Annotated in this window: 14 protein-coding genes, 1 other RNA gene and 1 pseudogene; 12 read left to right on the forward strand and 4 right to left on the reverse strand. The window is 42.6% G+C overall.

The genetic code is table 11. The features are described 5' to 3' along the window. Positions 1 to 66 precede the first annotated feature (66 nt). Complete coding sequence (locus tag V7L05_RS27610; protein ID WP_335168919.1) at positions 67 to 1,089, reverse strand: restriction endonuclease-related protein; 1,023 nt, start codon at positions 1,087 to 1,089, stop codon at positions 67 to 69. Between the two features lie 144 nt (positions 1,090 to 1,233). Here V7L05_RS27610 and V7L05_RS27615 point away from each other — a divergent pair, with 144 nt between their 5' ends. Both V7L05_RS27615 and V7L05_RS27620 read left to right on the forward strand, forming a co-directional pair. Further along, complete coding sequence (locus V7L05_RS27615; RefSeq protein ID WP_335168921.1) at positions 1,234 to 1,590, forward strand: helix-turn-helix domain-containing protein; 357 nt, start codon at positions 1,234 to 1,236, stop codon at positions 1,588 to 1,590. A 13-nt stretch (positions 1,591 to 1,603) separates the two neighbouring features. After that, positions 1,604 to 2,149 carry an ImmA/IrrE family metallo-endopeptidase gene (locus tag V7L05_RS27620; protein ID WP_335168923.1) on the forward strand — a complete coding sequence of 182 codons (546 nt, stop codon included), beginning with the start codon at positions 1,604 to 1,606 and terminating at the stop codon, positions 2,147 to 2,149. A gap of 296 nt (positions 2,150 to 2,445) precedes the next feature. Here V7L05_RS27620 and V7L05_RS27625 read toward each other — a convergent pair whose 3' ends face one another. Then, positions 2,446 to 2,769, reverse strand: a complete 324-nt coding sequence (locus V7L05_RS27625) for a hypothetical protein (protein ID WP_334951885.1) — start codon at positions 2,767 to 2,769, stop codon at positions 2,446 to 2,448. 547 nt (positions 2,770 to 3,316) lie between these two features. After that, the gene (locus V7L05_RS27630) at positions 3,317 to 3,526 is read right to left on the reverse strand and encodes a hypothetical protein (RefSeq protein WP_335168925.1); all 210 of its coding nucleotides are present in this window, start codon (positions 3,524 to 3,526) and stop codon (positions 3,317 to 3,319) included. A gap of 368 nt (positions 3,527 to 3,894) precedes the next feature. Here V7L05_RS27630 and V7L05_RS27635 point away from each other — a divergent pair, with 368 nt between their 5' ends. The 9 genes and pseudogenes from V7L05_RS27635 (at position 3,895) to V7L05_RS27675 (ending at position 11,662) form a co-directional block, all read left to right on the forward strand. Further along, the gene (locus V7L05_RS27635; protein WP_096607063.1) at positions 3,895 to 4,047 is read left to right on the forward strand and encodes a lmo0937 family membrane protein; all 153 of its coding nucleotides are present in this window, start codon (positions 3,895 to 3,897) and stop codon (positions 4,045 to 4,047) included. Between the two features lie 297 nt (positions 4,048 to 4,344). Continuing rightward, on the forward strand, positions 4,345 to 4,869 hold the full coding sequence (locus V7L05_RS27640; protein ID WP_335168928.1) for a pentapeptide repeat-containing protein: 525 nt from the start codon (positions 4,345 to 4,347) through the stop codon (positions 4,867 to 4,869). Further along, positions 4,866 to 6,023: a 5-(carboxyamino)imidazole ribonucleotide synthase gene (locus tag V7L05_RS27645; RefSeq protein ID WP_335168964.1), complete on the forward strand. Its 1,158-nt coding sequence runs from the start codon at positions 4,866 to 4,868 to the stop codon at positions 6,021 to 6,023. Before V7L05_RS27640 ends, V7L05_RS27645 begins: the two co-directional genes overlap by 4 nt. A 60-nt stretch (positions 6,024 to 6,083) precedes the next feature. Next, positions 6,084 to 6,267, forward strand: a non-coding RNA gene (gene ssrS, locus V7L05_RS27650) — 6S RNA. A 206-nt stretch (positions 6,268 to 6,473) separates the two neighbouring features. Then, positions 6,474 to 6,656 (forward strand): annotated as a pseudogene (locus V7L05_RS27655) (addiction module protein); the annotation flags it as partial. A 350-nt stretch (positions 6,657 to 7,006) separates the two neighbouring features. After that, positions 7,007 to 8,272 carry a M16 family metallopeptidase gene (locus V7L05_RS27660; protein WP_335168931.1) on the forward strand — a complete coding sequence of 422 codons (1,266 nt, stop codon included), beginning with the start codon at positions 7,007 to 7,009 and terminating at the stop codon, positions 8,270 to 8,272. 150 nt (positions 8,273 to 8,422) lie between these two features. Beyond that, on the forward strand, positions 8,423 to 9,694 hold the full coding sequence (locus V7L05_RS27665) for a M16 family metallopeptidase (RefSeq protein ID WP_335168966.1): 1,272 nt from the start codon (positions 8,423 to 8,425) through the stop codon (positions 9,692 to 9,694). A gap of 193 nt (positions 9,695 to 9,887) precedes the next feature. Then, positions 9,888 to 10,943: a peptidoglycan-binding domain-containing protein gene (locus V7L05_RS27670; RefSeq protein ID WP_335168933.1), complete on the forward strand. Its 1,056-nt coding sequence runs from the start codon at positions 9,888 to 9,890 to the stop codon at positions 10,941 to 10,943. A 365-nt stretch (positions 10,944 to 11,308) separates the two neighbouring features. Next, on the forward strand, positions 11,309 to 11,662 hold the full coding sequence (locus V7L05_RS27675) for a phage holin family protein (RefSeq protein WP_335168934.1): 354 nt from the start codon (positions 11,309 to 11,311) through the stop codon (positions 11,660 to 11,662). A gap of 458 nt (positions 11,663 to 12,120) precedes the next feature. Here V7L05_RS27675 and typA read toward each other — a convergent pair whose 3' ends face one another. After that, positions 12,121 to 13,911 (reverse strand): translational GTPase TypA, encoded by a 1,791-nt coding sequence (gene typA, locus V7L05_RS27680; RefSeq protein WP_335168936.1) that lies wholly within the window; start codon positions 13,909 to 13,911, stop codon positions 12,121 to 12,123. Between the two features lie 274 nt (positions 13,912 to 14,185). On the opposite strand from typA, the gene V7L05_RS27685 reads away from it, so the two are divergent. Beyond that, a complete protein-coding gene (locus tag V7L05_RS27685) occupies positions 14,186 to 14,773 on the forward strand; it encodes a Panacea domain-containing protein (RefSeq protein ID WP_335168938.1) in 588 nt (195 codons plus the stop codon). Positions 14,774 to 14,783 lie beyond the last annotated feature (10 nt).

Genomic DNA, 14,783 nt, shown 5'->3' on the forward strand with positions numbered 1-14,783 from the left:
TCGCGGATACTTTAAGCCTGACAAGATAATATTTTTAATCTGTAATTCTATTTGATTTGCGTTCTCTCATATCGCTTTTAGTCTAAACTCCAGTTGGATAGGAATGACATAAAAGCTTTCGTCATAACGCAGATCGCCCTCACCAAATAGAGGTGTCAGCTTTGGTGCTAAATTGTAGGGGCTTCGGTAATCTTTAATATCCACAGCCCAGGTTGATTGGTCACAGAAGCGTAGTTGTAAGTCATAGCGATCAATGCCTGGATAAAGATGGATGGCACATAGCTGATCTGAGTATTTGCTTTGAAGTTCTTCCAACACTTTAAATAAGCGCATCTCAGGTATACCCGGTAAACAAATACGCAAATGGATACCAAACTTCAGACGACGCAACCCTTGTTTCCAGGTGATTTGTCGAATAAAGGGCAAATTTTGGCGATGATCGTTGCAAGCACTGGGTTTAATACCACGTAGCTTTCCATACTTTTTAAACAAAGGGCCGCAGCGATCGCAATTCCAGCAAAGCTCATCTACTTGACAATTTTCGTAGAGTTCGCCGACTTCTTGAGTATCAATATATCGGGTCTTGGAAAATACCTTGCGAAGTTGCGCCGAAGTTGTGTATGGATTCTCAATCAAAAATCGACGCAACAAAACATATTCTTGTTGAATGCGCTCAGGATCGTTATCGTTGTTGTACACTTCTTGCAAACTTTGCAAAATTTTCTTAAAAGAAAAATTCTCTATTGCCATCTGCTTAGTTGCAGCAGTGGCGAACTCAGGTATTTTGCCTTGCTCAAGCAATTCCTCATATAAGTATCGACTTGCTTCTTCGCTTAATCCCCCTTCGTAGAGCAAACCAAAATCTGAGTCAAACTCTTTTGGTAGTAAGCGCTGTGGATACCAAGTTTTCACAGGTTTTTCGAGTAAACCTAAAAGACCTGTTAAAGTACGCGGATAAGTTACGGCCGTTACCTCTAGAGCTAGTTTATTAAGAGCATGACGAAGCAGTTCAGGATATGGATACCTGCCATCTCGACGGACAAACTCTGCTAAACCAAGAACGAGGCTATTAAATTCATCACTTTTCATTAAAGGTAATCCATCATTTAGAGGATTTTTTTAACAATACGAATTTTTTCATCCGTGATACATTTGTTTCATAAACCGTACAGCATTATTTATTTTGTGTCAAGCAAGAAACAATTTATTCTTTTGTGAGACAGGAGCAAAGGAATGGGAAGTTATCTAGATATAGAACGGTTAGCAAGCCTAGTCCGCAAAAAACGCGGCAGCAGAGGACTACGGGAAACATCGGCGGAGATTGGTAATGTTAGTCCATCCACTCTTTCACGAGTAGAGAGTGGGAAAATGCCGGATATGGAAACTTTTCTGGCACTTTGTAACTGGCTAGAAGTGCCACCTGCGGAGTTGTTTAGAACCTCAGAGGAGGATCAACTGGATACGCCTGAAGCGATCGCTATTCAACTACGGGCTGACAAAAACCTTGATCCAGCGATCGCCAATGCTTTAGCATCTTTAGTTAAAGCAGCCTATCGCGATTTGTCTCAAAATGATGGCGAATTGAAGTAAGATCCCTAAAGATATGTCATTAATTCAAAGTCTATCGTCGGAATTTAGGCAACGCTGTGAAGTGATCGCAACTGAACAACGAAGCTTACTTCGAGTGCGATCGTTTGAACCATTACCCGCAGACACTCTAGCAGCCAAGCTAGGAGCAACACTTTTTACACCAGATCAGGTGACAAATTTTGAGCCAGAGCAAGTAGCGGTATTACTTGCTAGTGATGGGTGGTCAGGAGCGATTATAAGCGATCGCCCGCTCTGGATTGTATACAACCCCGGTCATGCACCTGCACGATATGAATCAAATCTGATGCATGAAATAGCTCATGTGTTGCTGAATCATAAACGTGTTGGCTTTGATCCTGTAACCGGACTACCAAAACGTAAACAAAACAACGAAGATGAAGCAACATATCTGGGGGGATGCCTTCAAATTCCCAAACGTGGTTTATTATGGGCAACACAACGAAAGATGCTGTTACCTCAGATTGCAACACATTTTGGTGCGAGTGAAGCGATGGTGCAGTTTCGCAGCAATGTGACTAATGTGCTTGTCAAATGCTAATACTAGGTGATCAGCCAACGAATAAAATTCTTTTAATGCTTGTCGATGGGGTTTTCTGCTGCGATGCCTAACAGCAAGCGCTTCGGGTGATGCTCGTAGTCGCTAACGCTACTGCTACGCGTTTGTGTGCTAACAAAGAATCAAAATTTTAGAAGCTGCATTGGTCAATCGATAATTAGTAACTAATAATCTTTAGCTGAAACTGTGGTGATTTAGTCTCTTTTTCTGAAATTAAAAACTGCTCTTGCTGAAAGTAGACAAGAGCAGTTTTTAATAGCAAAGTCCAAAATAAGAATTTAGGCATCTTCAAGTTCAAATTGAGCCACCGTAACCGCGTTAAAAGCAAAAGCTAAAACTAATGGCATCGGCGACTGAAACCAAAAGGTAAAAAAAACAGCTAAGATTGTGCCAATTACTGCGGACATCGACCACAATCGTTCTTCAAAAGTCAATCCCTTTTCGGCTTTAATCAATCTGAGAACATGAACTGGAATTGGTTCCGGCATTACCCCACCCGGAGGGAAAGCCCAGAAATTGTTACGTCGCTCTACAAATAAATCTGTCCAACCATTTTCTTGGCACCATGCCTCAATCCATTGAAGTGAGTAATGATTCATCATCGGGTTTCGGAGTTCGGTTTGTGGAAGTTGTGTACTTGGTGAATGTAAACTCTTGGAGATTCCTGAAGAACCAACTAATCGTTATAAGATTAACGCTAATTATCGGACTTTTAAGCTTTGTTAAGCAATTGAGACGCATATAATTACGCTCAAACCTTGCTTTGATTAATTAAAAGATTAACAGTTGATCGGATCTGTTTACTTTGAAAGACAATAAACTTTACTTTCAAGTTTTCAAGTAAAGTTATGTAAATAAGTTAGTGAGTATTACTGCTCAAGAAAACTCTTCATGTCCTGAAATTCAAATCTAAAAATGAAGAATTGTGAACAAATTAACGAGTGTCACCGAATAGCCCATCATAGACATTGCTTTATCCGGCTAAACCATTCCTTTAGAGTTAGGCGCTCAGGGGCAATTCATGAATTGCCCCTAAGAAGAAAATGAGGGTTTCGGCTATTGTTTGCGTAAGTTCTGTTTGACTTTCGAGCGATTGCATAACGGCATTGCCCCGATTGCAATCGCGTTCGATACAATAGCAGGCTGGCTTCATGAAATAGAAGTGGTTGTATCTACTTCCTCTAAGGATGGTGGCGATTCAGAAGAACTATCGCTACTTTCTGGTGTTGAAAGCTCATCACCTACAATTCCATCCCATGAATAGTTGCAGATTTTAGTGCGAAGCAATGTACCAAACGTCAAATTAATTACCAGGGCAAAGGAATCGATAAAAATTAAATTCACAAAGCGATCAATCATTAGACCCCCTTAAGCTAAATTGAGCATCAAGTGCTATTTGCTCTCTGACTACACATGCCACAATCTCTTTTCCAGAAATGCATGGTATCTTAATACTTCTCTGTTACCCAAAACATCAGGGAGTAGTTTACGCTGAACTGAAAAGTATTGCCGACCGTGTGATGCTCTAGTTGACCCATTGCTACCAACAGGTGCTGATAAGTAAAAAGCAGTAATCGCAAATTGCGATAATTGCCCATGTAATTAATTTTCTTTCTCAAGAAAGATGATTTAAATTTATATACCTCTCTGAGGATAAATAGAATCAAAGTGAAGCTAGGAGTAAAATCTATGAGAAAATTAAAACTTACTAGACTTAGAGCAAATATATGTTGAGTATACTTTGGGGTATTGTTGTTGTACTGATTGCTTTTTGGGCATTAGGACTGGCACTTCATATTGCTGGAAATTTAATTCATGCAGTATTGCTTTTAGCCATTGCCCTTGCTATCTATAATTTTTTCAAAGCGCGTGATGTGTGAATATAGTGGTTCCCGACTTGGTGAGGTACGTTTTAAAAGTTACTAACCTTGGTAAAAAAAGATTTGAGTGTACCTCAGTTGCTACCCAAACGCTATATACTGAGTGCGATCGCTCCTAATGTTGTCGCTCTTTAGCTAAAGGTAAGAAGTGATGTCCGCGAAGGGCTACACCTATGCCGTTTTTGCGTTACAAAATATTAAGCAAGGGAAAGACACATTCCCCAAGTCGGGTAGCAAGGCTGCGAGTCTCAATTAGGATAAGCCAGTCTTGCTAATATTCAAATGCGGTAAGCTAAAATGCAGCGATTAGACACCAAATTGACTCTCGATATATTTTGGCGGCAAGGGTTGGCGTTCCTTCTAGGAATTATTATCTGGTGCGTGGCTGATCCCGCATTGGCAGTAGACTGGACTCATCCACTGTCATTTAGCAATGCAGAGTTGTCAAGACGTGATTTTTCTGGTGAAAGTTTACAAGCTGCGGAGTTTTCTAACGCCAATATGGAACTGGCTAACTTTGCAAATGCTGACTTGCGGGGAGCAGTCATGAGCGCTTCGGTGATGACAAAAGCAAATCTCCACGGAGCAGATTTAACTAATGCAATGGTTGATCAGGTAAACTTGACTAAGGCTGATTTGAGCGATGCAGTTTTCAAAGAAGCTCTTTTGCTGCGCGCCATCTTTAATGATGTGAATATCGACGGTGCAGATTTTACAGATGCAATTTTAGATAGGGCGCAAATCAAAGAACTGTGCGGTAAAGCCAGTGGTGTGAATTCCAAAACAGGCGTGCAAACTCGTGATTCTCTAGGATGTCAATGAAGCGTGTTGGTGTAATTGGTGGCGGACAACTTGCCTGGATGATGGCGGATGCAGCACAGAAGCTAGGAGTAGCATTGGTCATACAAACTCCTAGTGAACACGACCCGGCCGTGTCAATTGCCCAGGAAATCGTTTTCGCCCCGGTAGATGATGCCAGTGCTACAGAGATATTAGCTCAAAAATGCGATGTCATTACCTTTGAAAACGAATTTGTTAACCTGCAAGCTTTATCTCTTTTAGCACAACAAGATGTTTGTTTCCGTCCCAGATTAGAAGCTTTAGCTCCTCTTTTAGATAAATATCATCAGCGTTGCTATTTACGCGACTTGGGCTTACCAGTTCCTCAATTTTTCGCCCTTGACGAGGCAGAAAATCTTAAATCAAAAATAGAATATCTAGGTTTCCCCCTAGTCCTCAAATCCCGACGCCACGGTTATGATGGTCAGGGTACTTTCATAATTCAGGATTTTGCTACTTTAGAGCAAAAGCTAACTTTAAATCAATCACTTTTCTTGTTAGAAGAATTTGTCCCATTTGAACGAGAACTAGCAATAATTGCAGCGCGTTCTGTGGAGGGAGAAATTGTAACTTATCCAGTGGTGGAAACCCAACAAGAACAACAAGTGTGTCGGCGGGTGATTGCGCCAGCCCAGATTACGCCCAATCAAGTAGCAGAAATCCAAGCGATCGCACATACTCTATTAAATAGCCTAGAAGTAGTGGGAATTTTTGGAATTGAGTTATTTCTGGGTGCTGATGGCAAAATCCTGGTAAATGAAATTGCGCCCCGTACTCACAATTCTGGGCATTTTTCCCTAGATGCTTGCGAAACTTCTCAGTTTGAGCAACACCTGAGAGCCGTTTGTGGTTTACCTTTGGGAAATCCGGCTTTGCAGTGTGCTGGCGCTGTGATGGTGAACTTACTGGGGTATGAAAATTCTCACAGCGACTACCAAAGCCAGCGTCAACAAATAGCAGAAATTCCCCAAGCGCACCTTCATTGGTATGGGAAGACAGAATCACGTCCGGGGCGAAAGTTGGGACATGTCACCGTTTTGCTGGATAATCAAAATATAGAGTCGGGAAGTGCGTATGCCAACAGTGTCGGCGCAGCGATCGCCCACACCATAGAATCCATCTGGTATCCCAGGTAAATTTTTCAGAAACTTTCGATATTGAACACACAACATCTTTTTGAAAGTTATAATGAGTGAGTTGCACTACGACGTTGGTGACTGCCATCAAGTTTTTTGATCTATGCCTTTAAAGACAAGGGAGTCAAACAGTTCTCGTGGCAGTAAACCGGGCATGTACCCGGAAACTTTAAACGAGGAATTTAGGTTCCCACCTGGTTAAACCAGGTCATAAACTTAGGTAAAACGGCGTCGCGGTGAACTTAAAATTATTAGCTCCCAAAGTCAGTTACAACTTGGGAGCTTTAATTATTTAAATCAGAAAAACTTATATAGCGGTTATCGGTTGAGTAAGGTACAAAGTTTTCGATCTACTGGTGATAGACTTAGAACAAAATGGCTAGTCACTGAACGAGGTTGGTATGAACGCAGAGTTCACTCAGATTTTTGAGTTAACCCTCTCAGGAAAAAAAATTGCAGCTTGTTGAAGACTTATGGGATAGCATTGCCCAAGTTCCAGAGCAAATTCCTGTGCTTGACTGGCAAAAAGAAGAACTTGCTAAGAGAAAAGCAACCTATTTACAAAATCCTGACTCAGGTAGTTCCTGGGAAGAAGTTAAGGAGCGAATTCGTAGTAGACAGTATGGTGCTTAGAAGATTATCTCTTCTCAAGATCCAAAGAAATGGCGTGGTAGGCTACCATAAAAGCCAATAATCAGTAAACTGAAAAGTTCATCGCTAAAATATAGTACTTTATGATACAGTTTTTTGAGCAATAGGATTGTAAAAAATTTCTTCTGCGATCGCTTGTGCTTGCTGTTGTCAGTCCCAGAAACATCGGCACAAACCCTGATTATTTTGTCAACTTACAAAAGAGTTAGGTCTACTGAAGTTAGCAATAGCTGGTGATAAAAACAAAATCTGTATAACTTGATTCTAAATTAGGTATCGTTCAGAGTTAAGATAACAAAATTATCTGAAATTGTGGTTAAAGCTACAAAAAATTGTTAAAACAACTAACTAATAGCGTATTTCCAGCCTCGGTCTTCCGACTAGAGAGTGGTTTAACCTTTATTCATCAAGAAATTCCCACTACCCCTGTAGTTGTGGCGGATGTTTGGGTGCGGGCTGGAGCAAGCCTAGAGCCAAAACCCTGGTTCGGCATGGCGCACTTTTTAGAACACATGATTTTTAAAGGTACAGCGACGCTACCCCCTGGAATGTTCGATTATAAAGTTGAAAACCGGGGTGGCGTGAGTAATGCGGCGACAAGTTATGATTATGCTCATTATTCGCTGACCACAGCTGCCCCTTATTTAAAAGATACTCTGCCCTACTTGGGAGAACTACTGCTGAATGCGGCAATTCCAGAAGATGAATTTAGCCGCGAACGGGACGTGGTGCTAGAGGAAATTCGCTCTTGTCAAGACGATTCCGACTGGATAGGATTCCAAGCTCTGATTCAAAGCATCTATCAACATCACCCTTACGGACGTTCGGTGCTGGGTACTGAGCAAGAACTGATGCAGCAGTCACCAGAAGCAATGCGTTGTTTTCACCGCACTTACTATCAGCCGGAAAACATGACGGTGGTAATTGCTGGAGGTATAGCCCAGCAACCAGCTTGGGAAATGCTAAATCATTCATTTGCTGATTTTTCCGAACGCTCGAATTGTCCGCAGTTTGAGAAAGTGGCAAAGCCAGTGATAACAGGAATTCAGCGTCAAGAACTGTGTTTACCACGCATAGAGCAAGCGCGATTGTTGATGGCGTGGCTAGTACCCGGAGTAGAGTCAATCCGCACTGGTTATGGTTTAGATTTGTTGTCGGTGTTATTGGCAGAAGGGCGGACTTCGCGTTTAGTGCGCGATTTGCGAGAAGATTTGCAATTGGTACAGGGAATTTGCAGTAGTTTTTCTCTACAACGGGAATCAAGTTTATTTACAATAACTGCTTGGTTGGAACCAGAAAATTTGGAGAAAGTTGAGTGCTTAATTTGCGCTCATTTGGATGATTTGCAGACTAGAGGAATTAGTGAACAGGAACTTGCCCGTACACGCAGGCTGCTATGTAATGAGTATGCGTTTTCTACCGAAACGCCAAATCAGTTGACAGGGCTTTATGGGTATTACAATACCATCGCCCAAGCTGAATTAGCTGTGACATATCCCCAGCAGATTCAGTCTTTTGATGCCCAAGAACTGCAAAAGTTAGCTAAACAGTATCTTTCACCGCAGAATTATGCGGTTACTGTACTTAAACCGTGTTAGGCATTGGGCATTGGGCATTGGGCATTGGGCATGGGGCATGGGGCATGGGGCATGGGGCATTGGGCATTGGGCATGGGGCATGGGGCATGGGGCATGGGGCATTAGTTTTTCACAAATGACAAATGACAAATGACAAAGGACAAAGGACAAATGACAACCTTGCTGCAAAAATCTCCTATCCATCGCACCGTATTGAACAATGGCATTGTCGTGCTGGTGGCAGAAAATCCTGCTGCTGATATTGTTGCGGCGCGAATCTTTGTGCGTGCTGGTAGTTGTCACGAAAACCGGGAGCAAGCAGGTTTGGCACATTTGCTATCAGCAGTGATGACAAAGGGGTGCGATGGTCTTTCTAGTTTGGAAATTGCCGAAATTGTCGAGTCTGTAGGGGCGAGTTTGAGTGCAGATGCCAGTACTGATTATTTTTTGCTATCTTTCAAAACTGTAACATCCGATTTTGCAGAAATTTTAACATTGGCGGGACGGATTTTGCGATCGCCGACTTTTCCCGAAGCTGAAGTGGAACTAGAACGGCGTTTAGCACTCCAAGATATTCGTTCCCAAAAAGAGCAACCGTTCAATGTCGCCTTTGAACAAATGCGGCAGGTAATGTACCAAAATCATCCCTACTCTATGTCAGTGCTGGGTGATGAAACCACCATGAGCCGCTTAACTCGTGCGGATTTAGTGGAGTATCACCAAACTTATTTTCGTCCAGATAATCTAGTAATTAGTATTGCTGGTAGAGTCACATCTACAGATGCAGTCGCATTGGTGGAAGAAGTTTTTGGTGATTGGCAAACTACAGCCCAAGCACTGCCAATACTGAGTTTACCTGAGATTAAGGTGGAACCACAAGTAAGGGTGAAGCCAATACAGACACAACAATCAATCGTCATGCTTGGTTATTTGGGAACATCGGTGAGTTCTGTTGACTACGCCCCACTGAAGTTGCTGTGTACCTACTTGGGAAATGGGCTTTCTAGTCGCTTGTTTGTGGAATTACGAGAAAAAAGAGGTTTAGCTTACGAAGTATCTGCCTTTTACTCCACAAGGCTATTTCCAGCGTCATTTGTGGTTTACATGGGTACAGCACCGGAAAATACCAGCATCGCCCTGGAAGGACTGCGTACAGAAGTAGATTTATTGTCTACCGCCGAAGTCACCGAAAGCGCACTCCAAGCTGCTAAAAACAAGATCCTGGGGCAGTACGCCTTGGGTAAACAAACGAATGGGCAAATTGCTCAGATATACGGCTGGTATGAAATTTTGGGCTTAGGAATTGATTTTGATACAAAGTTTCAAGAATTGATTGCGGCTGTGAGTGCCAAAGATGCGATCGCTTCAGCTTGTAAGTATTTAAAATCACCTTACTTATCTTTAGTTGGTCAAGAAGAAGCAATTAATAATGCGATCTTATAGCTTTGCCTTAATTCTCTCTTTTTTGAGAACGGTTAGAGATATTGGATTGTGTGCCGCAGCTACGCCCGCACTTCTCTACGAGACGCTGCGCGAACGACAAAGCTCAGTGACCGTCAAAGACATCGTAAATGCAGCTGTTTTTTAGACCAAGCGGCTGTACTATTAGCATGAGAATATTCTGGGAGTAAATTCCATGCAAAGCAGCCTGACAGCAAGTATTTTGAGTTACTTAAAATTACTAGATCCAACTGTAAATCGCTGTAGGATGGAAAAACGGCAAAAAGGTTGGTGGACAAAAAGCTCTAAATCTTTATCAGCCATTGAAATACTCTTGTTCTCCACCACGCCTCTCTTGATTGCCTCAATGCCTGTAGTTTCAATAGCTGCACCACAAAAAATTGCCCAAGTAAATCCTGGAGTTGCGATCAACCGCCCTACCCTGAAAGTTGGTAGTCAAGGCGAACGCGTATCTGAACTTCAAGGAGCTTTAAAACTTTTGGGTTATTATTCTGGTGCCGTCGATGGTGTATATAGTGAGAATACGGCCAGTGCTGTTTCCCGCTTTAAACAAGCAGCTGGCTTAAATCCAGATGGCGTTGTTGATGCCAGCACTTGGCAACGACTTTTCCCTAATGAATCGGTAGCAGCATCAACCGTCCCTTCATCCCAGCCAAGATTTAACTCAACCACGAATTTTCCTGTTCCAACCCAGGCTAGCAACCTCACTAACGTTGCAAATCCTAATCCCAACGCCCCAAGACAAGCTGTAACAGCAGTTGCGGCTAGCCCTCAACCAAAACCTACTACCCCAAAAAAAGCTGTAACACAAGTTCCGACCAGCCCCAAGCCAAAACCTACTACCCCAAAAAAAGCTGTTGCGACCAGCCCAGAGCCAAAACCTGCTACACCAAAAAAAGCTACAACTTCAAGCACATGGAAAACGCCGAATCGTACTACATCAACTACTCCAACTCAGTCAAACACAACTACTAAGCGAACCCCTGGTGTTCAATACACCTCAGAAGGATTGCCAATTTTGCGTATAGGGTTACGTGGTTCAGAAGTTGTTAAGTTGCAACAACAGCTGAAAAAGCTTGGTTTTTTGAAAGGCGATGCCGATGGAGACTTTGGCGTGACAACCGAGGAAGCTGTGAAAGCTGCACAAAAGCGGTATGGTTTAGAAGCTGACGGTGTAGTTGGTGGCTCTACCTGGGAGGTTCTTTTGCGGCGATCGCCCCAACAGCGTTAGGCTGATGCTAAAGTTGCCATCCACTATAGTGCAATTTTGCCAGTTCCCTTATTGACTTTGGAACTTGCTAGTGCTATATACCCTCTTTTAGATACGGAGGTTTTTCGACCGAGAGCAATCTCTGTAGGAGTTTTGCTGCTCAGATCATTTTTAATGAATTTAATTCGTGGTACATCCTGCAATACGATAAAGATACCCTGATTGAAACTATCTCTCTCTGCGATCGCTGAAAAATTACATTGTTTTTGGGCTGATAAAAGATGATGGCAACTTTCGGAGCTAAGTACAACGACACCTGATAGTGTTACAGATTACAACTGGCAATAGTCAAATTAATTAAACTGCTAATTCCTCTAAAAAAACTTATGCAACACTTTTTATTAACTTGGCTCGGTAGTGCGGTGGCGTTATTTATTACTGCTAATATCGTTCCGGGATTCTTTATCAAGAATTTTGTGACTGCCTTGGTCGCTGCCCTTGTTATTGGTCTGGTTAATGCATTTATTAGACCAATTTTGCAGATTTTGACGTTTCCGATTACCTTACTCACCTTTGGTTTATTTACATTAGTGATCAACGCCTTAACCCTTTGGCTGGCAAGTGCCTTAACTCCTGGTTATGGTTTTGAGATTCAGGGTTTTTTACCTGCTTTGTTAGGTTCAATTGTGCTAGCAATTGTTTCTAGCATAATTAACTATTTGTTGAGAGTTGTTGACTAGAAAAATTAATGATAAGTCCTGCTGAAAACAGAATTCAGAATACTCCACGCCTGAAATCAGGGCGAAGAGTCAGAGGATATTTTAAAAGTCCTCTTGTCGGTAACAAAACGTTTTAGATCCCCCTAAATCCCCCTTAAAAAGCAGGGCTGTTTCATCCCCTAAAATTTGATCTTTCATCGCAAACCGAATCCCTAATTAGATAGTGGGACTTAGACAAAAAACACCCATAAAAAAGCCTCAAATCTATATACAGAGAGACTTTGACATCGTTTTGCTTGGTTGATTGATATATCTGGGTTTGAGCCGTTTTTGAGCATTTGGTGTATTTCCCTTACCCTGCATGGGTTTGAGGCTTGTTTATCCCGAAAAAATGTTTAAGTCCCGATAGGGAACTGTAAATAACAAAATAAAAAGCCCACATCAGTGGGCTTTTTAAATCAATTAAGTTATTGCTTTACTTACCGTTTCGCCAACTTCTTCGACATCTTCCGCAGACGAATCGATTGGGGTGTTACTTCCACCAATTCATCGGGGCCAATGTATTCCAAAGCACGCTCTAAACTCATGTCTATCGGTGCTTGCAGTTGCACGAGTTCATCGCCACCAGCAGCCCGGTGGTTAGTTAACTGCTTGGTCTTACAGATATTTAGTTCTAAATCTTGCGAACGATTGTGTTCTCCTACAATCATCCCTCTGTAAACCTTTGTACCGGGAACAATAAAGAATGCTCCTCTATCTTCGGCATTTCTCATGGCGTAGAAAGTCGAAACCCCTTCTTCAAAGGAGATTAAAACGCCTTTGTTACGGGCTTCAATGTCGCCACTGAGTTGACGGTAATCCAAGAAGCTGTGGTTCATGATGCCTTCACCACGAGTCATCCGCATGAATTCACCCCGGAAACCAATCAAACCACGGGCGGGTATGACAAACTCTAGTTGGGTGCGATCGCCACTACCTGGTTGCATATCTTGCATTTCGCCTTTGCGTTGTCCCAGGCGTTCAATACAGCTACCCACACCATCAGCAGGAATGTCTAACACCAAGAGTTCGTAAGGTTCGCAAGGTTGACCGTTGATTTCGCGGTAAATTACCTGTGGCTGAGATACCTGAAACTCGAAGCCTTCCCGACGCATGGTTTCAATTAAGATACCCAGGTGAAGTTCACCACGACCGGAAACAAGGAATTTATCGGGAGAATCGGTTTCTTCAACACGCAAAGCAACGTTGGTTTCAAGTTCGCGGAATAGGCGATCGCGTATTTGTCTTGATGTCACCAATTTGCCTTCTTGACCAGCAAAGGGCGAATCATTCACCCAAAAGGCCATTTGCAAGGTTGGTTCATCCACTTTTATTAGTGGTAAAGCTTGCGGATCATTGGGGTCAGTAATCGTTTCCCCAATATAAGCATCAGCGAAACCAGCCACCGCAACAATATAACCTGCGGTTGCTTCTTCCATCTCTACGCGCTTCAGTCCATCAAAGCCCATCAGTTTGGTAATTTTACCCTTGACAATAGTACCATCTTCTGTTACTAAAGCTGCTTGCTGTCCTGAGCGGATAGTACCGTTGTGAATTCTGCCAATCACAATCCGTCCCAGATATTCAGAATAATCTAGGGTTGTGACTTGCAATTGCAAAGGCTTATTGCTGTCGCCTACTGGTGGTGGAACGTGTTGCAGAATCGCATTAAACAGGGGTTGCATATCTACCGATTCTGCTTCCAAGCTTTCCTTGGCGAAACCTGCCATACCGGAGGCAAACAGATAGGTAAAATCACACTGGTCTTCATCTGCCCCTAATTCCAAGAACAGATCCAATACTTTATCGACAGCAACGTGGGGGTCAGTTTGACCACGGTCGATTTTGTTGATGATAACGATGGGGCGCAGCCCTTTTTCTAAAGCTTTTTTCAGGACAAAACGAGTTTGGGGCATCGGGCCTTCGTTGGCATCGACAATCAGAAGACATCCGTCAACCATGCCGAGTACGCGTTCAACTTCGCCACCAAAGTCAGCGTGTCCAGGAGTATCAACAATATTGATTAGTGTTTCTTTGTAGCGAACTGCTGTATTTTTGGACAGGATAGTAATACCCCGTTCCCGTTCTAGGGCGTTGGAATCCATAACGCAATCCGGAACGTCTTCGCCTTCGCGGAAAATGCCGGATTGTTTGAGGAGTGCGTCAACCAGGGTGGTTTTGCCGTGATCAACGTGGGCGATAATGGCGACGTTGCGAATTGGGAGCGTCATAAGAAGCTTTTGGTGAACTCTAGAGGGGGTTTTGAGATTTACATTGTTAATGCTAGGCTGTTTTAACAGAATTAAGTATGATTAGCAAACTCTGTAAAGAACCTTTAATAATTCTAGCTTAATCGTCACAATTGCGGTGAGGTTTGTCAAGGCTGCATTGCGATCGCCTGAGTATACATCACCGTAAATAGTATAAATGTACTAAAATAGTATCTGTAAGTGACCGTTAAAAATAGCTAAGATAGTTAACCAGTCTTAATTTGCGAGTCTGATTATGATTGATTGTCTAAATGTAGCTCGCTACTTCATTATCAGAGCTTACGAAGACTGTATAGAAGCAGAAATGACCAACATGAAGGTTCAAAAGCTTCTGTATTACGCGCAAAGCTTACATTTGGCGATGTATGATCAGCCATTGTTTGAAGAAGAAATACAAGCATGGCGCTATGGCCCTGTTTGTCCTCCAGCTTACAGGTTTTACAGTGAATTTGAAGCTAAACAATTACCTATTCCTAGTCAAGAATTAGTGTTAGAGATGGCTGAGGATAAGAGACAGCTTCTAGAAGAAGTATGGGAATATTTCGGTGGCTACCATGCTTATCAACTTAGTGGTATGACCCACTTGGAGTTTCCTTGGAAAAAGGCGCGTAAAGGTTTGCTACCTGAAGCTAGCTCAACTAAGCCAATTCTTCTTGAAGACTTGAAAGCATTGGGACATCAAAAACTAGACCAAATAGAGCGTGACCATCCTGCCTATCAATTCGTAATGCGGGAAATTTTAAAGGACGCTTGTACTTCGGAACCATCAACTCGTATTCGGAAAACAGAAGTGCGTGACTGGCTCAACTCCCTTCTCGATTGAAAAATCCGAT

This window comes from Nostoc sp. (genome assembly GCF_036917755.1).
Taxonomy (GTDB): Bacteria; Cyanobacteriota; Cyanobacteriia; order Cyanobacteriales; family Nostocaceae; genus Nostoc.